The organism is Hyphomicrobiales bacterium (assembly GCA_016125495.1).
GTDB lineage: Bacteria > Pseudomonadota > Alphaproteobacteria > Rhizobiales > RI-29 > RI-29.
This window is the reverse complement of record WGLQ01000021.1, coordinates 20,997-47,024: the sequence shown is the minus strand read 5'-3', so window position 1 is coordinate 47,024 and position 26,028 is coordinate 20,997. Positions and strand designations below refer to the sequence as shown.

The following is a 26,028-nucleotide window of genomic DNA, read 5'->3' as shown; positions in this document are numbered from 1 at the left end:
TCAGGCTGCGCTGACCGGTGCCGCGGTCTGCTCGTCCTCGTCGCGCTGCGGTCCGGCGATCGGCAACGAAACACGCACCGTCGTGCCCACCCCGACCTTGGAGGTGAGTTCCACCTGCCCGCCATGCAGTTCGACGAGGCTCTTGACAATGGCGAGACCGAGCCCCGCGCCACGATGCTTGCCGCGCCGACGCCGGCTTTCGAAGCGCTCGAAGACGCTGTCGAGATGCTCGTCGGCGATGCCACAACCGCGATCGGCCACCTCGAAGACGATCCTGTCACCAGCAGTCATGCACCGCACGGTGATGCTCTGGCCGACCTCGGAAAAGCCGATCGCGTTGGACAGCAGGTTGTAGAGCACGTGCGCGACCCGGTTGCCGTCGGCAATGAACGATGGGGCCGCTGGATCGAGTTCCACCGAGAGGTTCATCTTGGCGCGCGCGAGGCGATCCTGCACGGCCGCGAGCGCGGCATCGATGACGGCGCGCGGCTGCACGGCCGCGAGCTTCAGGTCGAAGGTCCCGGCGTCGATGGTGGCGAGGTCGAGGATATCGTTGATGATCGTCTGCAACGCGTTCGAGGAGGCGTGGATATCGCCGAGATACTCGCGCTGCTTGTCGTTGAGCGCCCCGACACGGGGGCTCGCCAACAGTTCCGAAAAGCCGATGATGTTGGTCAGCGGCGTGCGCAGCTCATACGACACGTGCGAGATGAAGGCGCTCTTGAGCCGGTCGGCGGCCTCGAGCGCCTCGTTGCGCTCGATCAGAGCCATCTCGACGCGCTTGCGATCGGTGATGTCGAGGAACGTGACGAGCGTTGCCCCGTCCGGCAGCGGCAGGCACGCATAGGAAAGCACGACGCCATCGGAACGGGTCATCGTGCCGTCGATCTGCTGGCGCGCATCGGAGATGTCGGTCACCGAGCGCTTGATCTCGTCCCAGACGCGGTGGTCGTCGTAGAGACCGGCGAGGCGCTTGACCAGCCCATCGACATGCGGCCCGATTTCGAGTTCCCCGCGCGCCAGCTGCCAGATGCGCGCGAACGACGGGTTGTAGACACGCAGCCGCCCGTCCGTCGCGAACGCCGCGACACCCTCCTGGAGGTTGTCCAGCGTCTCGCGCTGCACACCGATCAGCTCGTTGTAACGGCTCTCGAGCGACAGCCGCTCCGTGACGTCATCGAACAGGTACGTCGTGCCACCGTCGGGACGCTGCTCGGCCATCACGTGAATGGTGCGCCCGTCGTGCAGGTGCCACCAGTCCTCGGTCCCCTCGTTGCCGCGCGCGGCGGCGAGAATCCGCGACTTCCAGCTCCGATAGTCGGCTTCGACCTCCACCGGCAGCAGGCCGCGCTCGCGCAGCCGGTCCAGCACCTCCCCCTCGCGCGGATGCGAGAGCAGCCAGTCCTGCTCCAGCCGCCAGAGTTCGACGTAGGCGGCATTGAAGAAGGCGAGGCGCTGGTTGGGGCCGAAGATCGAAACCCCCGTCGCAACCCTGTCGAGCGTGCGGTCGTGCGCCGCCGAGAGTCGCGACAACTCGTCCTCGGCGCTCTGCTGCACGCTGACGTCGGTCGCAAAGAAGGAGAGCTCCTCGCCCATCGGCACGGCGACCACCTCGAAGGTGCGCCGCTCGCCGCGGTCGGTCAGCCGCAGGCGCTCGGTGTGCACGTGGCCGCCGGCATGGCGTACCGCCTCCACGATCCGCGCCCGCTGGCGCCCGTCGAGCACCATGGTCTGGCGTTCGACCGCCTCCTCGAAAGTGCCGACCTCGACCGTGCGGCAATATGCGGCATTGGCCCACGTGAGCCTGCCATCGCGATCGACGAACCAGGCGAGCGAAGGGATCGAATCGAGGAGCGCGCGATGGCCCTCGACCTCCTTGCCGTCCGTGCTCCCAACGGCCGGGAGCGCACTCGGCGTCTCCTCGCCGGCCCTCGGCGCCCGGATCCGCAACACGACCCGACCCGGCAGTGGTCGCGCGCCGATTTCGACGTTCGTCCGGCTCCGAGTGATGGCGTTGAGCACGAAGGGCTCGCCCGTCTGGAACAGCCGGTCCAAGCCTTCCCGCAAACGCCGGGCATCGTCCTCGCCGAGCCAGTCACGGAAAACCAGAACTCCGTTGAGGGTGCGCGGCACGCCACGAAGCGCCGCGACGATGAGACGCGGCACGCCCGCGGCATCCCAGGCGACCACGGTTTCCGGCTCGATCGTCAGCGCGGCCTCGGCAGCGGCGAGCTTGAGGCGCAGTTCGCCGACCTCGGAAGCCGCCTGCTGCTCGAATCGCCGGGCGTCTCGCACAGCCCGAAAGAGGATGATCACGGCCGCCGCCACGAACCCGAAAGCACCGACGAGCACCGAGACGATGACGATTTCGCGCACGCCATGCACTGTGCCGCCGCGCCCCACACCCGCCACCGCGACCGTGAGGATCGCAATGCAGGCGAGGCTGGCGATCAACAGGCCGGCCATATTGCTGAGAAGCCCGGACTGGTGTCGCGAGCTGTCGTTCGATGCCATCGTAGGTCCGTTGCCACAGCACGAGCACGCGATTCTCGACGCGGAACGGACAGGCAGAGCGCGGAAGGAGCTGGCGTTGATTCGATATCGAAACGAGTATGCTTGCTATCGACGGCGAATGCCACCGTCACGGGCCAACGGGCGCGAGCCTGTCGTTGCGGGGCCACAATTGTTGCGGCCCCGCACCGGGTGATCGCTCACCGATGACGGCACGGCGCGCCGAGGCGCTCAGTAGCGATAGTGCTCGGGCTTGAACGGCCCTTCGCTCGGCACACCGATGTAACCGGCCTGCTGCGGGGAAAGCTGCGTCAGCCGCACGCCGAGCTTCTCGAGGTGCAACCGCGCGACCTTCTCGTCGAGGTGCTTGGGCAGCACGTAGACGCGGTTCTCGTATTGCTCGCCCTTCGAGAAGAGTTCGATCTGCGCCAGCACTTGGTTGGTGAAGCTTGCCGACATGACGAAGCTCGGATGACCGGTCGCGTTGCCGAGATTGAGCAGGCGCCCTTCCGAAAGCAGGATCATGCGCTTGCCGTCCGGGAACTCGACGAGATCCACCTGCGGCTTGACGTTGGTCCATTTGAAGTTCTTGAGCGCCGCGACCTGGATCTCGTTGTCGAAATGCCCGATGTTTCCGACGATCGCCATGTCCTTGAGCTTGCGCATGTGCTCGACGGTGACGACGTCCTTGTTGCCGGTCGCGGTGATTATGATGTCGGCGGACGGCACCGCGTCCTCGAGCGTCACCACCTCGAAGCCGTCCATCGCCGCCTGGAGCGCACAGATCGGGTCGATCTCGGTCACCTTGACGCGAGCACCGGCGCCGCGAAGCGAGGCCGCCGAGCCCTTGCCGACGTCGCCGTAACCGCAAACCACGGCCACCTTGCCGGCCATCATGACGTCGGTGCCACGGCGGATGCCGTCGACCAGGCTCTCCTTGCAGCCGTACTTGTTGTCGAACTTCGACTTGGTGACGCTGTCGTTGACGTTGATCGCCGGGAACGGCAGGCGCCCCTTCTCCATCAGCTGGTAGAGGCGGTTGACGCCGGTCGTGGTCTCCTCGGTGACACCCCGGATCGCGTGACGCTGGCGCACGAACCAGCCCGGCGAGGCGGCCATGCGCTTGCGGATCTGCGCGAACAGCACCTCCTCCTCCTCCGAGCCCGGATTGGAGAGCACGTCCTCGCCCTCCTCCGCGCGCGCACCGAGAAGAATGTACATGGTGGCGTCGCCGCCATCGTCCAGGATCATGTTGGTCGGCTTGCCGTCCGGCCAGTGGAAGATCTTGTCCGTGTAGGTCCAGTACTCCTCGAGGGTCTCACCCTTGTGGGCGAACACCGGCACACCGGCGGCCGCGATCGCCGCCGCCGCGTGGTCCTGGGTCGAGAAGATGTTGCAGGAAGCCCAGCGCACGTCGGCACCGAGCGCGATCAGCGTCTCGATGAGCACACCGGTCTGGATGGTCATGTGGAGGGAGCCGGAGATCCGCGCACCCTTGAGCGGTTGGCTCGGACCGAACTCGGCCCGGCAGGCCATGAGCCCGGGCATCTCGGTTTCGGCGATGTCGAGTTCCTTGCGCCCGTAGCCGGCCAGGCCGATGTCCGCCACGCAGTAGCTATCGGTCTCGTGCATGCGTTCCAGTCCTCGCTCGATGGGTGAATGGGTTACGGGCCGACCGCCGCCTCGGATCGCGATCTCCCGACCGCCGCCGCGGCCGAACCTGCCCGGTGGCCGGCTTCATAGACGCTCGCACGGGGAGCCGCAACCGCAGCCAACAGTTGTCGACCACTACGCTGCGGCTCCGCCACGCGACGGCACGGCATTTGCAATCATTCATGCAGGGGGCGCAGTATATATAAAAGAAATGAAGAGATTTGATCAAATTTTACGAGATACGCAAAGAAAGCGTAGATGTAGATTCTATGAATAGATAGCATTTTCGAGAAATTCTGGGGTATTCTCCTCTGGCAGCGGAAGACATGCTGGCTGCGTGGGGGATTTCTCAAGATGAACCGGATTGTCGAACGAGTTGTCGCATTCTTCTGTCCGAGCCTTCGCCAGGTGCGTGACCTCGATGTGCCGGAGGCGAAGAAATCGCCGGTCACTGCGGCCGCCGAGAGTTCATTTGCAGAGAGCTTTGCGGCCGCGCGTTCCGGCTCGATTGCCATCATCACGGCCGGTGCCATCATCCCCCTGGTCGTCGCCGTCGGCATCTCCATCGACTACGGCAGCGCCCTGCGTCAGCGGGCCCAGCTCCAGGGCGCCGTCGATGCCGCCGCGCTCGCCGCCGGGCGGGCCTACCAGGTGTCCGGCTCGATCGGTGAGGCCACGGGAGCGGCCGCGAACCATTTCGCCAAGATGACGACCGCGGTCGTCGACCCGACGCTATCCCGCAACGAGGTCGACGAGGCCAACCTCGGCATGGTGCTGGAGGCGACCGCACGCGTGCCGACGTCCTTCCTGGCGGTCGCCGGCATCGCCTCGATCGACCTTCGCGTCTTCGCCGAGACGACACTGCGCATCGGCGGCTCGAACAAGGACGTCGAGATCTCGCTCATGCTCGACACGACCGGCTCGATGGGAAACCACGGTCGCCTCCACGCCCTCAAGGACGCCGCCAGCGACCTCGTGCGGATCGTCGTGCCGGAGAACCAGAACGGCTTCACCTCGCGCGTTGCGATCGCCCCCTTTGCTCATGCCGTGAACGTCGGTGGCCTCTATGAGGCTGTGACGGGCACGGCGCCCGGGGCCGACACCTGCGTCGTCGAACGGGCCGGCCTCGACGCCTTCACGGACGCGGCCCCCAACGGTGCCTCGACCTATTTCGGGCGGTATTCCGACACCCCCCTGCGCGGCGCCTGTGGCAGCACCGCCGAGATCGTGCCCCTCACGTCGCACCGCGGCACGCTGATCTCCAGCATCAACACGCTGCGACCGAGCGGCTTCACCGCCGGCCACCTCGGCACCGCCTGGGCCTGGTATCTGCTGTCGCCGGAGTGGGCCGGGCTCCTGCCCGCCGAAAGCCGGCCCGCCGAACACTCTCCCACGAGTGTCATGAAGATCGCCGTGCTCATGACCGATGGCGCGTACAATACCTGGTACGAGGGCGGGAATGGCAACTCCAACGAGCAGGCACTGGCGCTCTGCACGGCGATGAAGGCCTCGGGCATCACCGTCTACACGGTCGGTTTCGAGCTGACCGATCCCTCCGCCGAGGCGATCATGCGCGACTGTGCCAGCGCCGCCAACTACGCCTATCTCGCCAATGACGCAGACGCCCTTCGCCAGGCCTTCCGCGACATCGCCTTCAAGGTCGCCGAGCTGCGCCTCACCCGCTGAGCCCGGCGCGCCCCTTGCCGGATCAGCCGAGACCTGGCCACCCGCCCCGGTGGCCGGGTCTCACCCGTTTCCGAAGTCTTCGAAATTGAAGGTGCCGGCCGGACGATGCCTGATAGGAAAGCGCGGGCGCGGTGCCTGTCGGATCCGTCAGGTGAGGCCGTCCCGATCTTCCCCGAATCCGTTCTCGATGAGATCGACTAGCGCGGCGACGGCCGCCGCCGCATCCGGCCCCTCGGCCTCGAGGCAGAGGCGCACGCCCGGCCCCGCCGCGAGCATCATCAGCCCCATGATCGAGGTTCCGCCGACGGCCTGCCCCTCGCGCGTGACGGTGACGACCGCATCGAAGCTTTCGGCGCATTTGACGAAACGGGCCGACGCCCTCGCGTGCAGCCCTTTGCGGTTGCAGACCTGCACTGTCGCCTTTGCGTTTGGCACGTCCGCGCACTCCGCTCTTGGTTCTCGGCCGGTGTCGGGCGTTCACCTCGTCCGGGCGGGCTGATACGCCAACCCACCGCCCTCAGGAGGTGCCGGCCGCCTGCTTGTGCGCCAGAACCTCACTCGCCACACTGATATATCGCCGCCCGGCATCACTCGCCGCAGCGACCGCCTCACCGATCGAGTGGTCCCGCCGCAGTGTCGCCAGCTTGACCAGGAGCGGCAGGTTGACCCCAGCCACGACCTCGACCTTGCTGACATCCATGAGAGAGATGGCGAGATTCGACGGTGTGCCACCGAAAAGGTCCGTCAGCAGCACGACACCCTGACCTTCGTCGGTCGCGCGCACACACTCGAGGATCTCGTTGCGCCGCGCCTCCATGTCGTCATCCGGTCCGATCGACACCGTCGCAACGCGCGGCTGCGGCCCGACGACGTGCTCGAGAGCAGCCAGGAATTCCTGGGCCAGCCGCCCATGCGTCACGATCACCATTCCGATCATGTGCGCCCCATCACCAAGTCCGTCCGGCCAGCCGTCGCACTGGCCGCCCGCCGACGAACGAGGCGATAACATGTGCTGCGCCGCAACAACTTTCAAGCGCAATGCCACTCGAACGGGTTGCCGCGATCGCACGCGTTGCGAAAGTGAGCCGCCCGCGCCTAGCGCACCACCGTACCCGGTCGCACGACGGCGAGCAGGGCGGCGATCACCTTGGTGGGTGCCGAGGCCTCGTGAGCGTAGAGGACGATCTGCGGCACCCTGAACCCGAGGAGGACGGCATGCGCGTCGGGGTCGGGCATCCGCTCGACCCGGGCGCGGTGGTCGACCAGCCGAACGGCGAGACGCACGACGACGCGATCGAGGCACTTCAGACGCAGGATGCCGATGCCGCGAACCTCGAGCAGACCAGCGAGAGTCTGCGGCGCACTGGCAAGCAACTCCCCGGCACCGGGCCCCTCGGTCGCGCCACCGACCGCCAGCACCACCCGGTCGTCGGCGACCAGCTGGACCTCGCGCCCGAAACCCATGATCGCATGGCGCTGACTGATGAGCCTCAGTGCCAGATCGCTCTTGCCGACCCCGGAGGGGCCGTAGAGCAGCACGCCCTCGCCGTCGATCGCCAGACAACTGGCGTGCATGGTGCTAGTTTCGCCGGCCACCGGCCCTTGCCCCTTGTGACCTGTGCGCGGATGGCGCTGGCAGAATGACCGTGAACCGTGCCCCGCCGCTCGCCGCCGCTCCGATACCCGGCCGATTCTCGGCGAAGATGCGCCCGCCGTGCGCTTCCACGATCTCACGGCTGAGGCTGAGCCCGAGGCCGGAATTGTTGCCGAAGCCCTGATCCTCCGGCCGATCGGTGTAGAAGCGCTCGAACACGGTCTCGAGATTCTCCGGAGGAATCCCGCGTCCCTCGTCCTCGACCATCACCACGACGTGCCGCGCCTCGCGTACCGCCCGCACCGTTACGGTGCCGCCAGGCGGCGAGAACGAGAGCGCATTGGAGAGGAGGTTGCTGAAGACCTGGGCGAGACGGCTGTCGTGCGCCATCATCCAGAAGGGATTGGCGTCCCCGCCCGGATTGGAAAGCTGGATGGCGAGGTGGCAGCCCTGCTTGCCCGCCGCATCGGCGAACATTTGCGCGAGCGTGTCGAGCAGTTTCGAGATATCGACGGGCTGCAGCTCGGAGAGCGAGAGGTCCCTGTCGAGGCGGGAGAAATTGGCGATGTCGTCGATCAGCCGGGTCAGGCGCTTCACGTCCGCCTGGATGGTGCCGATCAGCCGCTTTCGATCGTCCTCGCTGGCCACGCGACCGAGCGATTCGGCGGCGCTTCGCACGGATGTCAGCGGATTCTTGAGCTCGTGAGCCACATCGGCCGCGAACCGGTCGCTCGCCTCGATCCGCCGATAGAGCGAGTTCGTCATCTCGCGCAGCGTTCCCGCGAGATGGCCAATTTCGTCGCTGCGGTGCGACATGTCGGGGATGTCCTCGCGTCGCCGCAGGTTGTTCCGCACCCGCTCGGCCGAGTCCGCCAGCCGGCGCAGCGGCCGCCCGACCGTGCGCGCCAACACCACCGACGCCGCCACGATGACCGCGAGCGCGAGCAGCAGGATCCGCGCGACCGTCCACCATTCCGCGGCCAGCAGCTGATCGAGATCACCGTCGCGCGTCGACAGCAGCAGCACCCCCTGGACGCGGCCATCGTCCTTGATCGGTGTCGCGATACTGAGGATGTACTGGCCTTGCTCGTTGGTCAGCATCAGCGTCGTCGGCTCACCGCCGAGCGCAACGCCCACCTCCGGATAGGCCTTGCCGTTCTGGCGCCCGATATCGCGGTAGATGCGCAGATCGTTGCGCCGGAACAGCGAGCGAATCGAGGTCCAGATGCTGGGCGGGGCGACGTTCGTATCGCCGTCGTCCTGCGCCCCGAGCGCATCTCCGACGATCCCCTTTCCGGAGAGAACGATGTCGCTGTCGACCACCAACGTGCCGTTCGCATCGTAGACGCGGGCCCGGGTCCCGGTCGGCTTCACGAGCCGCTGGATGACCGGCGCCACTTCGTCCGGCCGAATGGAGAAGCCGAACTCCGCGAGTTCGTCCTTAGGTTCCTCATTCGCCCGCTCGATCACCGCCGTATCGAGGTTGGCCTCGTAGATCAGCGAGCGGTCCGGCGCCTGACGGTTTTGCGTGATCGCCGCCGCGATGATCTCGGCCTGAGAGCCGAGCGCCTCGCGCTTGGCTGTGATGAGCCAGGCCTCCGCCTTGCTGAAGTAGTAGATGCTGGCACTGAGGACGATGAGGACGACGAGGTTGAGAAAGAGGATCCGGCCGGTGAGCGTCTTGAATCCGTACTGCGACCGCATGTGCCGCAGCGCCTCGAACGCCGCGCCCATTCGCGCTGCGATCATTCGAACCCAACCAGCACCAGCGATCGGCCGTGAACGGCCGATCGTGCTCCCGCTACTGGCATCGAATGCCATTGCCGGTCCTGCCCCTCACGTTAGCGTCACGCGGTTTCCTTGAACCGATAGCCGACCCCGTAGAGCGTCTCGATCACGTCGAAGTCGTCGTCGACTACCTTGAACTTCTTGCGCAGGCGCTTGATGTGGCTGTCGATGGTCCGGTCGTCGACATAGACTTGATCGTCGTAGGCCGCATCCATGAGTGCATCGCGGCTCTTGACCACACCGGGACGGGACGCGAGCGCTTGCAGGATCAGGAACTCCGTTACGGTAAGCGTGACGGGCTTGCCGCGCCACAGGCAATTGTGCCGCTCCGGATCCATCTTGAGATGTCCGCGTTCGATCACCGCGGCCTTGACCTGGCCGGGCGTCGGAGCCGCCCCCGCGCCGCCGGCGCGCCGCAGGATCGCCTTCACCCGCTCGATCAGGAGGCGCTGCGAGAACGGTTTCGCGATGTAGTCGTCGGCGCCCATCTTGAGCCCGAAGAGTTCGTCGATCTCCTCGTCGTTCGACGTCAGGAAGATCACCGGCACGTCCGACTTCTGCCGCAGCTTGCGCAACAGCTCCATGCCGTCCATGCGCGGCATCTTGATATCCAGGATCGCGAGATCCGGAGGGTTGTCGGTGAGCCCGCTCAACGCGGCGCTGCCGTCGTTGTAGGTCTGGATCTTGTAGCCCTCGGCCTCGAGCGCCATTCGGAGTGAGGAGATGATGTTACGGTCGTCGTCGACGAGTGCGATCGTGCTGCTCATACCCATGTCCATCCACCAACCCGCGATACCTACGCACCGCGCAGTATGGCCCCTTGTTGTGCGAAATGTGGCGAGGTCGAAACTGCCCTTTCCCCTCTGAATGACATCTGAACACCCCGTTCAGGCAATCGACAGACCCTCCGGCAAGCGATTCGGGGCCGATTTATCAACTGCCGTCGTCCACCATCGTCGAGGCAGCGCGGCGACCCGCAAGTGCTTGGTTGTACGACTCGCATCGCGCCCGCGCCAGCACCATCGCCGGCCTTGTCTCGGCTGTTGGCGACTTCGCGGCCAAGTTCATCCAATTGACACCTTGGAAGGCTCGCACCCGCTCATTATAGCTGGTCGATCGCGTGCGCAACGCGATGCCACGACCCGCCCTTCGAGGTGGGGCCGCGCGGATAGCACCTATGCCGACCGCTCTGGCAACTTCGGCTATCTTGGCGGGTAGCCTACATGGGACAACGTGCACGGATTTGACGTGATGCTCGCAACGCCGCATGGAATTGGTCGAACGGTCCACCGCAACCTGCTCGAGACCGAGCTATTCGAGATGGCCGTCCGTCGCGGCGAGGGTCACGTCGCGGACACCGGTGCCCTCGTGGTGGAAACCGGCCAGCACACCGGCCGCTCCGCCAAGGACAAGTTCATCGTTCACGACGATGCGTCGGAGGCGAGCATCTGGTGGGACAACAACGCCCCGCTCACGCGCGAACGATTCGACCTTCTCCACAGCGACATGCTCGCCCATGCGGCGGAACGCGAGATTTTCGTTCAGGACCTCTTTGCCGGCGCCGATCAGAGACATCGAATCGCCGTTCGCGTGCATCTAGAGCTCGCCTGGCACGCGCTTTTCATCCGCTATCTGCTGCGCCGTCCGACCGCGGCCGACCTCGCCGGCTTCGCTCCCGATCTGACGATCGTCAACTTGCCGAGCTTCCGCGCGGACCCATCGCGCCATGGCGTGCGATCGGAAACCGTCATCGCCCTCGACCTCACCCGCCGCATCGTGCTCATCGGTGGCACCTCCTATGCCGGCGAGACGAAGAAATCGGTCTTCAGCTACCTCAACTACGTGTTGCCGGCGGCCGGCGTCATGCCGATGCATTGCTCGGCCAACGTCGGCGACGAGGGTGACGCCGCGGTTTTCTTCGGCCTGTCCGGCACCGGCAAGACGACGCTCTCGAACGACCCCCACCGCACCCTCATCGGCGACGACGAGCATGGCTGGTCGCCGAGCGGCATATTCAATTTCGAGGGCGGCTGCTACGCCAAGACCATCAGCCTCTCCAGGACCGCCGAACCGGCGATCTGGGGCGCCTCCAACAGGTTCGGCACCGTTCTCGAGAACGTCGTCATCGATCATCGCACCCGAAAACCGGACTTCGACGACGGCCGCCTGACCCAGAACACCCGCTCGGCCTATCCGATGGAGTTCATCGCCAACGCGAGCACCACGGCGACCGCCGGCCACCCGCGCAACATCGTGATGCTCTGCGCCGACGCTTTCGGGGTGATGCCGCCGATTGCCCGCCTGACGCCGAGCCAGGCGATGTACCATTTCCTTTCCGGCTACACGGCCAAGGTCGCCGGCACCGAAAAGGGCATGGGCAACGAGCCCTCCGCGACCTTTTCGACCTGCTTCGGCGCGCCGTTCATGCCGCGCCATCCGAGCGTCTACGGCAATCTCCTGCGCGAGTTGATCGCACACCATGGTGTCGACTGCTGGCTGGTCAATACGGGCTGGACCGGTGGCTCTTACGGGGTCGGCCACCGCATGCCGATCGCCGCGACACGCCGCCTGCTCGGGGCCGCCCTCTCAGGCGAGCTGCGCGATGCGCACATGCGCACCGATCCCGTATTCGGGTTCGCGGTGCCGACAGCCCTCGATGGTGTTGCCAGCGAAATCCTGGATCCGCGCCAGAGTTGGGCCGACAAGGCCGCCTACGACGCCCAGGCGGGTAGCCTCGCGCGGATGTTCTCGGCCAACTTCACCAAGTTCGCGAGCCACGTCGATGCCGACGTCATCGCCGCCGGACCGAAGGCGCCAGCCGGCTCCTGACCATCGTAGCGAACGGGTGCGCCGGGTTGCGTCGGCCGCACCCGGCCCCGAAGCCGCCACGCCCCCACGGGACGGGAGCTGACCGGTGAATACGGTGGCCTCCCCGACGCCCGCTCAACCACCCTCGAGCGCCTCGCGGCGCACCTCGAGTTCGAGCCACTGCTCCTCGGCCGCGGTCAGCTCGCCCTTCAGTCTCGCATGTGCGTCGACCGCCTTCTGGAAGCGCGCCGCATCGCGTGCATAGAGACCGGGCTCCGCCAGCACCGCTTCGACCTTGGCGAGCTTTTCCTCGAGCGCCGCGATGGTCGCCGGCAGCGTGGCGAGCGCATGCTTTTCCTTGAAGGACAATTTGCCCGGCGCTGCGGGAGCCGGCGCCGCCGGCCGCGCCTCGCTCGATCGACCACCGGCACGCGGCTCGCTGGCGCGCCGTCCCGCCCCCGATCGACCATCGCCGGCCGGAGCTTGTCGACGCTGCGCGAGCATGTCCGAATAGCCGCCGGCATACTCGATCCAGCTCCCGTCACCTTCGCCGGCGAGCGTGCTGGTTGCGACCCGGTCGATGAAATCGCGGTCGTGACTGACCAGGATGACCGTACCCTCGAAACCGCTGAGCAATTCCTCCAGCAGATCGAGCGTTTCGAGATCGAGATCGTTCGTCGGCTCGTCCAGAACCAGGAGATTGGCCGGCCGCGCCAGCGCCCGCGCCAGCATCAGCCGGCCCCGCTCGCCACCCGACAGCACCCCGACCGGCGAGCGCACCTGCTCGGGGGTGAACAGGAAATCCTTCATGTAGCTGACCACGTGGCGTTGCTGGCCACCGATCACCACGCTGTCGCCGCGACCATCCGTGATCGCCTCACCGAGCGTCCAGTCGGGCATCAGGGCCTCGCGGCGCTGATCGAGCGTGACGACCTCGAGGCCGGTGCCGAGTTTCACCGTGCCGGTCGTGGGCACGATCGCACCCATCAGCAGGTTGATCAGCGTCGTCTTGCCGACGCCGTTTGCCCCGACGATGGCGAGTCGATCGCCGCGGTGCACACGAAGTGTGAGATCGCGCACGATCGCCCGCTCACCGAAGCTGAACGAAACACCCTCCGCCTCGATGACCCGCTTGCCGGACAATTCCGCGTCGAGCGCCTTGAGCGCCACGTTGCCGCTCGCCTGACGCGCCGTGCGCCGCGCCTCGCGAAGCTCCCCGAGCCGGCGCAGCCGCCCCTGGTTTCGCTTGCGCCGCGCGGTCACGCCATAGCGGATCCAGTCCTCTTCCATCGCGATGCGCCGGTCGAGCTTGTGCCGTTCGCTCGCCTCCCGCTCGAAGAACTCGTCCCGCCAGGCCTCGAACGAGGCAAAGCTCGCCTCGAGCCGCCGGGTCTGCCCACGCTCGAGCCACACCGTTGCGCGCGACAGCCGCTCGAGGAAGCGCCGGTCGTGCGAGATCAGCACGATCGCCGAGCGCATCGCCAGGAGTTTGGCCTCGAGCCACTCGATTGCCGGCAGATCGAGGTGGTTCGTCGGCTCGTCGAGCAGGACGATGTCGGGCTCAGGTGCCAGCACGCGCGCGAGCGCCGCGCGCCGCGCCTCCCCACCCGAGAGCGCCTGCGCCGGCCGTGCGGGATCGAGCCCCAGTTCCAGCAACAGCAATCGCGCCCGGTTCGGATCGTCGCCATCCTCGAGCCCGCCTTCCACATAGTCCCCGATGGTCGGATAGCCGGCAAGGTCCGGCTCCTGCTCGAGATAACGCACGGTCGTGCCGGGTTGCAGGAACCGCTCCCCACCGTCCGGCTCGACGAGCCCGGCCGCGACCTTGAGCAAGGTCGACTTGCCGCTACCGTTTCGACCGACGAGGCAGAGCCGATCGCGCGGCGCGATCACCAGCGCGGCATCGACCAGCAACGGGTCGCCCCCGAAGCTGAGGTGGATACGGTCGAGCGAAAGGAGAGGTGGCGCCATCGCCGCTCATTTATCCACGCCACGCCGCCGAGGCAATGACGCTCGATGGTCCCGACACGCGAGCGGTCACGCCAACTGCATGTGGCCGAGGGGACGCACCGGGCGGCGGCATTTCTCCGAGAGTGCGATAAACTCATGTTCCACGAGTCGATGTTTGGCACTGTGCCCTCGAAAACGGACTGCAGGCGGTGAGAAATGGATTTGCCCTGGCTGCGCACGATCCGACACGCCGGCTTTGCCGCGTTGATCTGCGTGGCAATGGCGGCCATGACCTCGCATGCGCGCGCCCAGCCGGCGATCGTGATCGACCTCGGCAACGGTAGCACCATCTTCGCCGAGGAGGCCGATCGCCTCTGGCATCCGGCCTCACTGACCAAGCTGATGACCGCTTACCTCGCATTCGAGGCGATACGCGACGGCCGCATTTCGCTGGTGGCCGAGCTCGATCCGTCCTGGAACGCGCGCAGCCAGCCCGCCGTGCGCTATGGCCTGCGCAAGGACCGTCTCATGACGCTGGACGACGCGATCAAAGCGATGATCGTGCGCTCGGCGAACGACGTGTCGGTACTGATCGCCGAATCGATCGGCGCGACGCTGTCGCGGCTCGACCGCTGGGGGCGTTGCCAGATCGATGTCGCCGGCGCGGCGAACGGCCACTGGGGCAGCGGGGGTCCGGCCGGCGTTGTCGCCGAGCACAAGGTCCGCCACGGCCTCGATCATCCCGCGCCACCGCGCTACGGCTACGGCGCCCCGCGCTTCGAGGCCGAGGCCCGTCACGAGCGCCTGTGCAGCTATCGCGCCTTCATCGCCCACATGAACCTCACCGCCGGCAGGCTCGGCATGAAGCGCACCGTTTTCCGCAATTCCAACGGCCTGCCGGATCAAGAGCAGGTCACAACGGCACGGGACATGGGCATCCTGGCGCATGCCCTGGTCCGGGATTTCCCGGCGCATGGGCACTATTTCTCCCTAGCAGAGGCCAAGGTCGGCCGGCGCATGTTGACCACCTCGAACGGGCTGCTCCTGACGTTCGAAGGGGCCGACGGCATGAAGACCGGCTTCATCTGTGCCTCCGGGTACAACATCGTGGCGAGCGCCACGCGCAACGGCGCGCGTGTTGCTGCCGTCGTGCTCGGTGCCCGCTCTTCGGGCGAGCGCAATCTTCGGGCGATGAAACTCATGGAATTCGGTCTGGCGCGCAGTGCCTGGCGCTCGGTGGTCGGCAGCGCCGAATTGAACCGCTATGGCAGCTCTGGCGATACGCGGCTGGCCGCCGGCAACATCACGGGTCGCATTCGCGCGTGCGTCTATGGGCGGCCGAGCAAGCGCACGAGTTCCAGCAGTTCGTCCGGAACGGGCACCTCCCGCGGTGCGCGGGCGGCGAACACCGCGCCGCGCCCGAGCGCTGTCGCGCAGCGCGGTGGCCGCAACAACTGACAGCAACGAAGCCGATCCATTCGGTCCGGCAGGCAATCTCAGGGTTCCCGGAGTTCGGACACACGGCCCGCCGGGAGCCTCCCCCGGTTCCTCATCGCGGCATTTGTCGCATGTTGTCGGGCAGCCAGGTCGCGAGTTCCGGCACGGCGATGAGCACGAACACCATCACCACCATGATGAGGAACATGGGAAATGCCGCCTTGGCGATATAGCCCATCTCGTGACGCGTCATACCCTGCAAGACGAAGAGGTTGAACCCGATCGGCGGCGTGATCTGCGCCATCTCAACGACCACCACGATGAAGATGCCGAACCAGATGATGTCGATGCCGGCCTGCCGGATCATCGGCTCGACCACGGCCATGGTGAGCACCACGGACGAGATGCCGTCGAGGAAGCAGCCGAGGATGATGTAGAAGACGAGCAGCGCCATCAGCAGCTCGAACCGAGTGAGCTCGAACGCGGCGATGAAATTGGCGAGTGCCCGCGGCAGTCCGGTAAAGCCCATCGACAACGCCAGGAAGGCCGCACCGGCCAGGATCAACGCGATCATCGCCGAGGTCCGCGTCGCCCCCATGAGGCTTTCGCTGAAGGTGTGCCAGTTGAGCGAACCCTGACCAGCCGCCAGCACCAGCGCCCCGAGCACGCCGAACGCCGCCGCCTCCGTCGCCGTCGCATAGCCGAGGTACATCGAGCCGATCACGAGGACGATGAGCAGAATGACGGGGATGAGAAAGCGGGAATTGGCGATCTTCTGCGAAAAGCTCATGGCCGGTTCCGGGTCGGGATTGAAATCCCGCGACAACGAGGCGCGAACCGCGACGTAGGCCATGAACATCAGGGCGAGCACGAGGCCGGGCACGACGCCGGCCATGAACAACTTGGAAATCGATTCGTTCACCGTGACCCCGTAGACGATCAGCGTCAGCGACGGCGGGATCATGAGGCCGAGCGTGGCCGCCCCCGCGAGCGTGCCGATGATCATCGGTTCGGGATAGTTGCGCCGCCGGAGTTCGGGGATAGACATCCGCCCGACGGTGGTCAGCGTTGCCGCCGAGGAGCCGGAAACGGCAGCGAACACGGTGCAGCCGACGATGTTTGTGTGGATGAGCCGCCCCGGCAACCCCGCCATCCACGGCGAGAGCCCCCGGAACATGTCCTCCGAAAGGCGGGTGCGATAGAGGATCTCCCCCATCCAGATGAACAGCGGCAGCGCCGTCAGTGCCCAGGAGGACGAGGTCGTCCAGATCGTCGTGATCATGGCATCGCCGGCCGGACGCGACGTGAACATCTCCATGCCGACGTAAGCGACCCCGATGAGGGCGAGGCCGACCCAAACGCCAGTGCCGAGCAGGAGGAACAGAACGAAGAGAAAAACCGCGATCGGCGCCAGCTGCTCCATTTCCATCCCCTACTCGCGACCGCGATTGTCGTCTGCTCCGTCGGCAACGCCAACGCGTCCGTTGACGAGAAGGCGCACGAGATGATCCCAGAGCGCGATCGCGAGCAGCACCGTCCCGACCGCCATGGCCAACTGCGGGATCCATGTCGGGGTCCGGTCGAGCCCTTGGCTCATGTCCTTGAGTTTCCAAGAGAGATAGGTGCCCTTGACGGCATATCGGGCAAAGAACGTGGCAACGAGAGCAGCGATGCCGTAGCACCAGATTTCGAGCCACCAGCGCCGCGTCCCGAAGGCGTTGAGCAGGATCGAGACGCGGATGTGCGCTCCGCGATCGAGGGCGTAGGCGAAGGCGAGGAACGAGGCTCCCGCCATGCAATAGCCGGCATAATCCGTGGCGCCCGGAAAGACGTTCCCCGTCCAGCGCGCCACCATCTGTGCAACGATGATGACGAGGATCGCGATCGTGAAGCATGCCGCGAGCACGCCAGCCCCGAGATAGAGCCCATCGAGCACGCGCCTGACGACGCCACCGATCGCCTGCATTCTCCCCCCTTCGCCCCTCGTCGGGCATCCGCCCGGGCTTTGCCGCCAGGCGCGGGCATTGGCCGATCGGCCGACGCCCGTCCTGACGCATTGTTGTCCCGGCCTACATCTTGCGGAATGCTTCCACGATCGCTCGACCGCCGTCACCGGCTTCCTTGAGCCACTCCTCGGTCATGGTGACACCGATCGCCTTGAGTTCCTTGACGAGCGTCTCACTGGCTGGTCCGACCGTCATGCCGCCTTCACGCAGACCCTTGAGAGTGAATTGTGTGTAGGCGATCGAACGCTTGAGGCCCTCGCTCGCAGCCGTCGTGGCGCAGTCCGTGAGGGCCTTGCGCTTGGCATCGTCGAGCCCGTTCCAGACGTCCTTGTTGACGAACACGACATTGCGCGGCAGCCAGGAGTCCACCTCGTAGAAGTGCGTCAGATGCTCCCAGACCTTGCGGTCGTAACCCGTTGCGCCGGAGGAGATGAAGCTCTCGGCAACGCCGGTCGCCAGCGCCTGACTGAGCTCGGCCGCCTCCACCTGAACCGGCAGCATGCCGGTCAACTCTGCGAGCCGCGCCGTTGCGGTGTTGTACGAACGAAAGCGCACGCCCTTCATATCGGCCACCGACGCGACCGACTTCTTGAAGTAGAGCCCTTGCGGCGGCCACGGCACGGCATAGAGGAGGACGAGATTCTTCTCATCGAGCGCCTGGGCAACGGCGTCGCGCGCCACCGACCAGAGCTTTTCGCTCTCTTCGAAAGAGGAGGCCAGGAACGGCACCGAGTCGATGCCGAACAGCGGGTTCTCGTTGGCGTGCGCCGAGATGAGACGCTCGCCGATCGGCGCCTGTCCGGTTTGCACGGCGCGCCAGATCTCGTTGCCCTTGAACAGCGAGCCCGACGGGTGCGTCACGATATCGATCGCACCGCCCGAGGCGCCAGCGACGCACTTACCGAATTCTGCGGCGTTTTCGGAATGGAAGTTGGTCGCCGCGTAGGCGAGCGGCATGTCCCATTTGTCCGCATGGGCCGTTGAGGCGCCGGCAGCACCGGCAATGGCGAGCGCCATCACACCGGCAAGCAAACGCAATCGATTCATACTCCGAACTCCCTCATCTGCATGCGCCCCGGCTCCGACACGCGCGGCCGGCCGGGCATGCCACGCGACAATTGCGGTCCCGGCCCGCTTCAGGGTCCCCGGAACGCCTGCCGAGCATCCAACACTCCGGCCACTTCGGCAAGCCACATGCGGCCCCACATGCGCGGCCAACCGATATCGAGACCCGTCTCACCGCTTGGCTTAACGCCATTTACGGCATGCGTTGCTGCGAGGTGCGGCGCAATGTTAGGCAGGAGCTGCAGTCGGGGTGGGCAACATTCGATGGCATTTGGAATGAAGCAGCTGGGCACTTCTCTCCAGCATGGCTGGCGACGTGGCCGCGTGGGTCGCGACGGTTGGCGCCGCCGTGTCTACGAGATCCTCGAGGTCGGCCGCGGCGAGGACCGCGCCAGCATCCTGGTCGATCGCGCGCTGATCGTCCTCATCATCGCGAACGTCATCGCATTCGCCGCGGAGACCGTGCCGAGCATTCAGGAGAACTACGGCGCGGCGCTCGACGTATTCAATCTCGTCTCGGTCTTCATTTTCACCATCGAATACCTGCTGCGACTTTGGAGTTGCGTCGAAGTTCCATTTCTCAAGCGCATCCCTCCGCTCGAGGCGCGCTTTCGCTTCGCGCGCCGCCCCTACATGCTGATCGATCTCGCCGCGATCCTGCCGTTCTATCTCAGTCTCTTTCTGGCGATCGATCTGCGCATCCTGCGCATCCTGCGGCTCTTTCGATTCTTGAAGCTGGCGCGCTACTCGCCTGCCCTGCACACGCTCTTACGCGTGCTGATCAACGAGCGCCGCGCCCTTGCCGGTGCGCTGCTGCTGATGATCGCCGCGCTCCTCTTTGCCTCGACAGGGATCTACTTCCTGGAGCACGACGCCCAGCCCGAGAAATTCGGATCGATCCCCGCGGCCGCCTGGTGGGCGATGGCGACGCTCACCACCGTCGGCTACGGTGACGTCGCCCCGGTCACGCCCCTCGGCCAGCTGTTCGGCAGCTTCGTCATGGTGATCGGGCTCGGCATGTTCGCATTGCCGATCGCCATCATCTCGACCGGTTTCGCCCAGGAGGTCGGTCGCCGCGACTTCGTGATCACCTGGTCGCTACTCGCTCGCATCCCGCTCTTTGCCGAACTCGATGCCCAAGCCATCGCCGGCATCATGCCCTATCTGCACGCCCACAATTACCCACCCCACTGGGAGGTCATCACCCAGGGGCAACAGGGAGAGTCGATGTTTTTCATCGCCTCGGGAATGGTCTCGACCCGCACGAGCGGCGGCGACATTACCTTGCGCACCGGCGATTTCTTCGGCGAGATCGGTATGCTGGAGCAGTCGGCGCACGAAGTGCCGTTCACGACGGCCGCCCGCTGTCGGCTCCTGCGCCTTCACCGCGAGGACTTCCTGCGCCTCGAGCGGGCACATCCTCGCATCGCCGCCCATATCCGCGCCATCGCCGAAGCCCGCAAGACGGCCCGCGACGCCGGCCGCCCCGAACCCCGCGGCGCGAGCGAGATCATCGACGACGACCACCCCGCGATCTGACCGGCCCCTCACGCGCGCCGCCAGCCTCAGTTCGCACCAGCATGACCGTCGGGCGCTTCGTTCTGGTCGTTGTCGTCAGCCGGATTGCCGGCCGGCCGCCTATCGCCATCGCTGCTGCTCGCGGCATGCGCGCTTTCGAGGCCGAGTGCGACAGCCGATGCTGCCGCGCCAGCCGCGACCACCTCGATACCGAACAGCTGTTGCAACAGCTCGCCGCGATTGCCGACGGTCTTGCCCCGCGCAGCGCCAGCCGCCGTGCCGTTGGCTCCATTGAGCACTTGCTCGTTGAGGCTCATGAGGTGCTCGATCTGATCGGCGAGCGGCTGGTCCTTGGCCAGATAGGTCGCAAAGTCGTCCGCTGGCAGTTCGATGGCCACGACGTCGCAATCGGCGCGAAGATCGAAAGGCAGGGTCCCGTGATGCAGCGCCGCCGGAAAGACGACCACTTGCCCGGTCCGGAAATTCGACGCCGGGGCGCCATCGCCGGTTGCCTGTTTGGTGACCACACTGACGACGCCGTCGAGAACGATCCAGACATGGCGTAAGGGCGCGCCGGCCAGAGCGACCGTTTCACCGCCGCGATAGAGCACACGCCGGCCACGGGCGGCGAGCCCTTCGAGTGCTTCGGGATTGCGCGGAATTGCCCCGGAGCCGGCGATTTCCCGGGCGAGTTGCTTTGCACCTTCCGCCTCTCCGGCACCCGATCTGCCTCGCGAGCCTTCCGCCGCCATCGGGCCGTCACCGTAGAGCCAGTTGTAGCGGGCCGGAAAGATCAGCCCTTCACGTTGCGCGACATACCAGAAATTGCAGCGGATCTCGTGTGCGAAGAGCCCGACCCGATGAACGTCGGCGACGGCGAACCAGACCGCGTACTTGATGCCGTAGTCGCCGAATTCGACGAGGCGGGCGATCGGGGCGGGGTCCTGCGCGATTCCGGGCACCGCCTTCGCCGTGGCGATCAGCAAATCCATGACGCGCTGCGGCGGATGCTCGTATGCGAGGATACATTCCGCGCTCGCCCAGCGCACCCCCGTCGCAACGCCGAACACCGTCATGCGCTCCTTGGAGACCGAGGAATTCGGCACGATCACGCGATCGCCGAGCAGCGTATCGACGGTCACCGAGCGCCAGTTCATGTTGGCGATCCGCCCCTCGTGCGGGCCGAGCAGAACCCAGTCACCGACCCTGAGCTGGCGTGAAGAGAGCAACGCGATACCCGCGAAGATGCTGCCGAGCGTATCCTGCAGCGCCAGCCCGATGACGATGGAGCCGACCCCGAGCGCCGTCAGCAGGCCGCCGAGATCGACGCCCCAGACGACGGAGATGACGATGGCGGCCGCGAGTAACACGAGGAAAGCGCGCACGAGATCGAGCAGCAGCTTGGGCGTTCGCGCGAGCGCGCCATCGCCCATCCCCTGCTCGAAGAACGCCACGTTGGTCGCCGAGAGCACGAAGTTGGCGAGCATGATCCAGAACGCCGTGTCCGCGACCCGCACCGCGATCGAGCTGCTCTCCATCCCGACCACCGAGCGCAGCAGTACGAGAAGGAACAGCGCCGGCAGGCATTGCATGCGCAGCAGCCTGATCGGCTCGCGGTAGCCGTTCCACCGCGTTCCGGCGAGCCGTGAGGAAAGTTCCGCCAGCACCACCATGGCGACCGGAAAGGCGATGAGCAGCGTCGCGCCGCCCGCGAGCCATTCCGCACCCTGCTGTCCTTCTTGCATCGCGTTGCCCCGATCCGAATTGTTCTCAGCTCGCCTTGCGTACGCCCGACCCGCTTGCCGCTCCGCCAGCGAGGAAGGAAATATCGGCGATGGCCGCGGTATGGCAGACGATCGTGCCGAGCGAAGGCGAGAGTTCCGATGAACTCTCCTCGAACACATCGGGCCGGCCGAGCAGGTTGTATGTGCTCTCGAGAAGGCCGATGCGATCGAATGCGAGACCCATCGCGATCCGCCGTGCGTCGCTGCACGGCTGCCCCCAGACGTCGTAGACGAACCGCCGGCGACCGATCAGCCCGGCATGCACCACGCCGGAGGCGAGCGCGACGCAGACCCGGATGCTGCGCTCGCGGCTCCGTGCATATTGCTCCACCGCAGCTTGCGCCCGGACTGCGAACCCGATCGCCCGCCTGGCATGATCCAGCCTCGGCACGTGCAGTCCGCAGACACCGACATAATGTTCCCCGGTGCTCTTGACCTTGTCGATCCCGGCTTCCTCGGCCAGTCCATCCAGGATCTCGACGAGATCGTTGAGCATCTCGAAGGACGGCCCGCCGTCGTGATCGCCGAAGGTGTCCTGCACACCGAAGAGGGAAAGGTAGACGACGGTGGCATTGGCGGCGCTCTCGACGGTATAATCCTCGCCGCGCCGCAGGCGCCGCGCGACACCTTCGGGGAACAATTGTCCGAGCATCAGCTCGTAGACTTCGTTCTTGCGGTCGATCTGCTGGTTCAGCCCGTCGATGCGCTGCGAAAGTCCGGAGAACGCACCTGCGAGCCGGCCGACTTCGTCGTCCGACTGCCGCGTGATCTCCACCCCCCGCTCGCCCGCCTCGAGCCGCCCTACCGTGGTGACCAACGTCCACAGCGGCGTCAGCAGCCACGACGACAGCCAGAATGCGAGCATCGTGAGGATGAAACCGAGGATGCTGGTCGTGATCGTGACCGTCCGCCCGAAATCCTTCAGTGGCCGGAAGGCTTCGTCCTCGTCGATCTCCGCGACGATGGCCCAGTCGAGGCCGCGCAACGGGAGCGGAGCATAGGAGCTGAGAACCGTGATCCCGCGGTAATCCCGCAGGACCCTCGTCTCGCTCCGCCTTCCGAAGGCACCGTCGGCGGCCTCCGTTCCCACCCGACGGAGCATCACTGCGGTACCTCGCGCGCGGATCTGTTCGACCTCCTCGGCGGGCACCCCGAAGCCCGCGAGCTGGTCGAGGAAACGCTCCGGTTGTTCGATCATGAATCGGGATTCGCTCCTGAGCAGGCGGTCCGCGCCGACGATATAGACCTCCCCGCTTTCCCCGAGGCCTTCCTCGCTCCAGCGATTCTGGCCGCTGAGGATGTCATTGAGCATCGAAGTCGGAATCTTCCCCGCGACCACCCCGATCAGCTTCCACTGCGAGAACACCGGGGTGGCGATGAACATCATCGGTCGGTTATCGGACGGCAGGTAGAACGAAAAATCGGAATAGCGCACCTCCCCCCGCTTGGGATCGCGCAGCACCTCGCGCACCAGTCGGCCGAGGCCGCTGTCGGCATGCGGCCCGCCGATCAGCTTGGTGCCGAGATCGATTTCCTTCTCGACAGAATAGACGACAACCCCATCCTCCGGCTCGACGAGGACGATGTCGTGCAAAGCGAACCGCAACGCCAGTTCCGCGAACCAGGCGTGATATGTGCCGTGCGCCAGCGTATAGGGGTTGGAGACAGGATGGTCCCGCAGTGCCTCGCGCTCCCCCGCCTTGGCCGGATTCCCGGCGATGAACAACGCCTGCAGGTCTTGCCCGCGATCGGTTCTGGGCAAGAGGTCGGTCTCGGTCAGAATGGTGCGCCCCCCACCCGCGACCTGCGGCAGAACCCGTTCACGATAATAATCCGCGAGCCGCGCCCGCCGCGTGTCGGCTTCCCTGCCGTAGCCCAGCTCCGCCCAGCCATCGCGCAACAGCGAAATCGCGGCGGCAACGGAGATGTCGGTGGAGAGTGCGCCGAATGCGTTGGCGAGACTGTCGAGCTGGTTCTGGACCTGCTTGCCGCGGATCTCCCTGATCTGGGTCAGTCGATTTTCCACCTGGGACGATATGGCGTCGGCTCCGCTGCGGTACACGACCACGCCGAGGCCGATGATGCTGGCGATGCCGGCGGTCAGGATGCAGACGATGAGCTTGGTGCGTAGCGAGATGCCATGACCACGCGGCTTCCTCGCCCGCGCCAGGACACTCGCGATCGGACCGGCGGCGCGCCCGAGCCAGTCCTTCAACCTTCCACCTGAGCCGGACAACTCGTCCTCCCCTGAGTATCGCAACGAGCCGCGCCGTCGGCCGGCTACTCCCATCCACTCGACCGCCACACCCGAGTTTCGCAAGGGCCCTCCAAGCGAACCCTCGATCTCAGCGTCACCGTTCCGTGAGCCATCCCCGTTCCGCGAAATAGCGTGCCGCGCCGGGATGCAGCGGCGCCGACATGCCTTCCCGGATCATCTTGGTCGCCCGCAACTCGCCGAACGACAGATGCATCGCGCGAAACTCCGAAATCCCCTCGAAGATCGTGCGCACGACCTCGTAGACCACGGCGTCCGGGGTATCGCTCGTCGTCACCAGCGTTGCCTTGAGGCCGAGGGAGAAGGTGTCGCTTTCGATGGAAGGGTAGGTCTCGGCAGGCACCTGCGCCGGTGCATAGAAGGGGAATTTGTCGACGAGCCGCTGCACGATGACCTCGTCGATCGAGATGAGCCGCCCCTTGCACTCCTCGAGCACCTGGGCAACGAGCGAACTGGGCACGCCGATGCTGTAGGCCCCGACGTCGACATCGCCGGCGCACAGTTTGCCGCCCTGTTCGGCGTAGTCGATCTCGAGTGCCTCGGCGAACCAGGTGGCATCCTTGCCCGCCGCTTCGAGCAGAATCTCGAACGTCGCCCGAAGGCCCGAGCCCGGCGACCCGAGATTGACCCGGCGACCACCGAGGCCGGCGAAATCCGAGACCGTCGAATCCCTGCCCGCCACGAGGTGGAACACTTCCGGATAGAGCGAGATGACCGATCTGAGGCGTTCGAAGCGCTTGCCGGTGAAGCGGGCACTCCCGTTGTAGGCGTGGTGCTGCCAATCGGACTGCACGATGGCGAAGTTGTAGCGGTCCGCCCTGAGCCCCTGGATGTTCGCGATGGAACCGGCCGAGGGCGGCGCCGCGCAGTTCACGATGGGGCGGATGGTGTCGAGTTCCGGCCCGCCGGATTCGCGCAGGGCCAGCAACCGGCAGATCGCCTGTCCGACGACGAAATAGAGCCCGAGCGGCGAGCCGGTTCCGATCGCGACGTTCAGCACGGGCCTCTTGTCCGTGAGCTTACGGACCGGCTTGGCGGTGGCCGGCGATACGGCCGCGAGCCATGCGACGAGCACGCTGAGGCTCACCGACAGGACACAACGGACGATGCGACGACTGCACATACGCCTGCCTCGAGTGGGCACGAACACCGACTTGTCTCGATTGGTACGACTTGGCGCACGGCCCCCCGGGTTCGCCCGAACCCATGCCGCCCCGATCCCGACCCCGGACGCCGTCACCATAGTGCAATGTTTGGATACTGCACAGTATTCACACGTTCGTAGCCTTACCGCCGAGGTCGCGCGGCGTGCGGCGTGCGGCGCGACGTTACGAGCGGCACGTGTCGTCACCTTGGAGGCCTGGGTGCGAGCCGCCTGTTCGCGTTCCTGACACCACGGTGTCAGGAGGCACGTGCCATCTTCGCTGCGCCGTGTCGGCCCGGCTGATCTTGGGATTGGGGGCGCGATGGGCGAAGGGGCAGTGACCATGTCGAAACCGTTCGAGACGCGTGCTCTGCGCATGGAGCACGTCTATTGCGTTCGCTTGCTTGCCCCGAGCCAGGACGTCGAGCGGCTCATGATGCACATCGTGCACGCAACCCCGCTCATTCAGGGGGCCTATGACAGCAATGCCTGGGTCTCGGCGGCGGGCACCGAACGGTATCGCCCGCTCGAAGGCGCGCGAGCTGGAACGGAGTCCGAGGTACGGCAACGCCCAGGCGTGGTCGAACTGCGTTTCGAGGTTCCCTACGATAGGCAGGTCCTGGAAGCCGTTCTCGACACGATCTATGAGGTCCACAGCTACCAGGAGCCGGTGATCGAGGTCACCGAGATCCTCACCAGCCGCACCAAGGGGCTCGACGACAGCACCAATCCGAATCGCTGGTGGAACACGACGGGCGATTGGAAGACAGCATGAGGCGCAGGGCGGCGTGACGCACAGGGCGAGGGCA

At 66.0% G+C, this 26,028-nt stretch carries 19 protein-coding genes; 5 read left to right on the top strand and 14 right to left on the bottom strand.

Annotation, left to right across the window (positions count from 1 at the left end; all coding sequences use genetic code 11):
- Entirely contained in the window at positions 1-2,514 is a 2,514-nt protein-coding gene (locus GC150_14750; GenBank protein ID MBI1386162.1) for a PAS domain-containing protein, read from the bottom strand.
- A gap of 228 nt (positions 2,515-2,742) precedes the next feature.
- On the bottom strand, positions 2,743-4,143 hold the full coding sequence (locus GC150_14745; protein ID MBI1386161.1) for an adenosylhomocysteinase: 1,401 nt from the start codon (positions 4,141-4,143) through the stop codon (positions 2,743-2,745).
- A gap of 375 nt (positions 4,144-4,518) precedes the next feature.
- Here GC150_14745 and GC150_14740 point away from each other — a divergent pair, with 375 nt between their 5' ends.
- Positions 4,519-5,850, top strand: a complete 1,332-nt coding sequence (locus GC150_14740) for a VWA domain-containing protein (GenBank protein MBI1386160.1) — start codon at positions 4,519-4,521, stop codon at positions 5,848-5,850.
- Positions 5,851-5,997: 147 nt separating this feature from the next.
- Here the strand turns inward: GC150_14740 and GC150_14735 are convergent, their stop codons facing one another.
- The 5 genes from GC150_14735 to GC150_14715 form a co-directional block, all read right to left on the bottom strand.
- Positions 5,998-6,285, bottom strand: coding sequence for an HPr family phosphocarrier protein (locus GC150_14735; protein MBI1386159.1), 288 nt, complete (start codon positions 6,283-6,285; stop codon positions 5,998-6,000).
- Positions 6,286-6,367: 82 nt separating this feature from the next.
- Entirely contained in the window at positions 6,368-6,787 is a 420-nt protein-coding gene (locus GC150_14730) for a PTS fructose transporter subunit IIA (protein MBI1386158.1), read from the bottom strand.
- A gap of 158 nt (positions 6,788-6,945) precedes the next feature.
- Positions 6,946-7,425, bottom strand: a complete 480-nt coding sequence (locus GC150_14725; protein MBI1386157.1) for a hypothetical protein — start codon at positions 7,423-7,425, stop codon at positions 6,946-6,948.
- A 4-nt stretch (positions 7,426-7,429) separates the two neighbouring features.
- The gene (locus GC150_14720) at positions 7,430-9,265 is read right to left on the bottom strand and encodes a HAMP domain-containing protein (GenBank protein ID MBI1386156.1); all 1,836 of its coding nucleotides are present in this window, start codon (positions 9,263-9,265) and stop codon (positions 7,430-7,432) included.
- Between the two features lie 26 nt (positions 9,266-9,291).
- Positions 9,292-9,999: a response regulator gene (locus GC150_14715; GenBank protein ID MBI1386155.1), complete on the bottom strand. Its 708-nt coding sequence runs from the start codon at positions 9,997-9,999 to the stop codon at positions 9,292-9,294.
- A 484-nt stretch (positions 10,000-10,483) separates the two neighbouring features.
- On the opposite strand from GC150_14715, the gene GC150_14710 reads away from it, so the two are divergent.
- Positions 10,484-12,061, top strand: a complete 1,578-nt coding sequence (locus tag GC150_14710) for a phosphoenolpyruvate carboxykinase (GenBank protein MBI1386154.1) — start codon at positions 10,484-10,486, stop codon at positions 12,059-12,061.
- 114 nt (positions 12,062-12,175) lie between these two features.
- On the opposite strand, the gene GC150_14705 is transcribed toward GC150_14710, so the two are convergent.
- A complete protein-coding gene (locus tag GC150_14705; protein ID MBI1386153.1) occupies positions 12,176-14,011 on the bottom strand; it encodes an ATP-binding cassette domain-containing protein in 1,836 nt (611 codons plus the stop codon).
- 195 nt (positions 14,012-14,206) lie between these two features.
- On the opposite strand from GC150_14705, the gene GC150_14700 reads away from it, so the two are divergent.
- Positions 14,207-15,448 carry a hypothetical protein gene (locus GC150_14700; GenBank protein ID MBI1386152.1) on the top strand — a complete coding sequence of 414 codons (1,242 nt, stop codon included), beginning with the start codon at positions 14,207-14,209 and terminating at the stop codon, positions 15,446-15,448.
- 91 nt (positions 15,449-15,539) lie between these two features.
- On the opposite strand, the gene GC150_14695 is transcribed toward GC150_14700, so the two are convergent.
- From GC150_14695 to GC150_14685, 3 genes are all read right to left on the bottom strand, one after another.
- Positions 15,540-16,850 (bottom strand): TRAP transporter large permease subunit, encoded by a 1,311-nt coding sequence (locus GC150_14695; protein MBI1386151.1) that lies wholly within the window; start codon positions 16,848-16,850, stop codon positions 15,540-15,542.
- A gap of 9 nt (positions 16,851-16,859) precedes the next feature.
- A complete protein-coding gene (locus GC150_14690; protein MBI1386150.1) occupies positions 16,860-17,393 on the bottom strand; it encodes a TRAP transporter small permease subunit in 534 nt (177 codons plus the stop codon).
- Between the two features lie 103 nt (positions 17,394-17,496).
- Complete coding sequence (locus GC150_14685) at positions 17,497-18,450, bottom strand: C4-dicarboxylate ABC transporter substrate-binding protein (GenBank protein ID MBI1386149.1); 954 nt, start codon at positions 18,448-18,450, stop codon at positions 17,497-17,499.
- 51 nt (positions 18,451-18,501) lie between these two features.
- On the opposite strand from GC150_14685, the gene GC150_14680 reads away from it, so the two are divergent.
- On the top strand, positions 18,502-20,037 hold the full coding sequence (locus GC150_14680) for a cyclic nucleotide-binding domain-containing protein (protein ID MBI1386148.1): 1,536 nt from the start codon (positions 18,502-18,504) through the stop codon (positions 20,035-20,037).
- 26 nt (positions 20,038-20,063) lie between these two features.
- Here the strand turns inward: GC150_14680 and GC150_14675 are convergent, their stop codons facing one another.
- Genes GC150_14675 through GC150_14665 form a run of 3 tightly spaced genes read right to left on the bottom strand, consistent with a single transcriptional unit; the run spans position 20,064 to position 25,597 of the window.
- Positions 20,064-21,920, bottom strand: a complete 1,857-nt coding sequence (locus GC150_14675; protein MBI1386147.1) for a mechanosensitive ion channel — start codon at positions 21,918-21,920, stop codon at positions 20,064-20,066.
- Positions 21,787-24,120 (bottom strand): HAMP domain-containing protein, encoded by a 2,334-nt coding sequence (locus GC150_14670; GenBank protein ID MBI1386146.1) that lies wholly within the window; start codon positions 24,118-24,120, stop codon positions 21,787-21,789. Before GC150_14670 ends, GC150_14675 begins: the two co-directional genes overlap by 134 nt.
- Before the next feature lie 31 nt (positions 24,121-24,151).
- On the bottom strand, positions 24,152-25,597 hold the full coding sequence (locus GC150_14665) for a TAXI family TRAP transporter solute-binding subunit (protein MBI1386145.1): 1,446 nt from the start codon (positions 25,595-25,597) through the stop codon (positions 24,152-24,154).
- On the opposite strand from GC150_14665, the gene GC150_14660 reads away from it, so the two are divergent.
- Positions 25,563-25,994, top strand: a complete 432-nt coding sequence (locus GC150_14660) for a hypothetical protein (protein ID MBI1386144.1) — start codon at positions 25,563-25,565, stop codon at positions 25,992-25,994. The genes GC150_14665 and GC150_14660 overlap by 35 nt on opposite strands.
- Positions 25,995-26,028 lie beyond the last annotated feature (34 nt).